The organism is Pseudomonadota bacterium, from assembly GCA_010028905.1.
Classification (GTDB): Bacteria; Vulcanimicrobiota; Xenobia; order RGZZ01; family RGZZ01; genus RGZZ01.
Window position 1 is genome coordinate 1 of sequence record RGZZ01000828.1, and the last position, 1329, is coordinate 1329.

A 1329-nucleotide genomic window follows, 5' to 3' on the forward strand; every position below is an offset into this window, starting at 1 on the left:
GCCTCGACCGTGACCTCGACGAAGTCACAGGCGGCCAGTGCATAGGGCGCAACCAGGCGCTTGAGGCTGCGCTTGAAGCTGCGCTTGCGACGACGCGTGGTGGCTGCGGCGGATTCATCGGGGAGGCAGACGGTCGCCGTCAGCAGGCTTCGAAGCGGCTGCTCGAGGGGCGACACGGGTGCGTCAGGCAGATGTACCGGAACCGTCAGGGGCAGGCGACGCTTGAGGGGCTCAACCATGATGGACATGAGGGATCCTCCTTATTCAACGCAGGATGGAACAGACGGGTCGCACCAGCGCACCCGACAACCTGTGAAAATGAGTCAGCGGTGGGTCAGTAGAGTCGAATCACGCCGATGACCCGCCCATTCAGGCGAAAGTCATGGGTGAGCACGATGTCGGCGTACATCGGGTTGTCTGCACGCAACACGATTCGCCCCTGCTCTCGGAAGAAGCGCTTGACCGTGGCCTCTCCGTCTACACATGCCACAACGATGGCGCCGTTCTCAGCCGAAGCCTGATCGCGCACCATGACGAGATCACGGTCTTCGATGCCAGGGGCCATGCTGTCGCCCTTGACACGAAGCAGGTAGACATTCCCCCGCCCCGAGATCCAGGCGTCTGGCAGGGCGAGCATGTCGTCTACATTCTGCTCCGCCGTGATGGGGATGCCAGCCGCCACACGCCCGAGCACCGGGACCAGGGTGGCGTTCATGGGCGGGGGAGCTTCTGCCGCAACCGGCAGCGCACCCGTCGTGTGCTCGAGTGCCTGGAGCACGCTCGGTGCAAGCGTCAGCGCGCGCGCCCCTGTCTCACGACGAAGAAACCCCTTCTTCTGGAGCGCCTCCAGATGACGCTGCACGCCAAATGCAGACGCCATGCCGAAGTGATTGGCAATCTCACGAACGGTGGGCGGATAACCGCTCTCGCGAAGAACCTCGACAATGTAGTCGAGAACCTCGCGCTGCCGCTCTGTGAGATCACGTACGCTTCTATCGGGTGACATGCAGCCTCCTCGGGGGGTGAGATCGCCGTGGGCAATTGCCGCGGCAACCTCACACCCTTCGCCTCGCTCGGGCCTCGCGTGCCTGCCTGCACGACGCCGGTCGAGGGTCGGTCGCGCACCGCAGTGTCTGAGGGCGATGCTTGACTCGGCATGGGTGATTATAGTGGACGAATGTACACTTGTCAACATGGACAGTGTACAGAAGTACAGATGTCGGATTCAGGGTGCGCGAGCGGTTCCGAAGACCGCGACAGCTGTCCCGCGACGGCGGTGAAGCCGACTGCCCCATTCCACACTAGAAGCCCAAATGGGCTTATACCGAC

The 1329-nt window shown here is 62.9% G+C and carries 2 protein-coding genes; both read right to left on the reverse strand.

The window, feature by feature from the left end; translation table 11 throughout:
* A partial coding sequence (locus tag EB084_25655; protein NDD31649.1) for a hypothetical protein occupies positions 1–248 on the reverse strand: 248 nt, incomplete at its 3' end.
* Between the two features lie 86 nt (positions 249–334).
* Positions 335–1195 carry a transcriptional repressor LexA gene (lexA, locus tag EB084_25660; GenBank protein NDD31650.1) on the reverse strand — a complete coding sequence of 287 codons (861 nt, stop codon included), beginning with the start codon at positions 1193–1195 and terminating at the stop codon, positions 335–337.
* Positions 1196–1329: the final 134 nt, after the last annotated feature.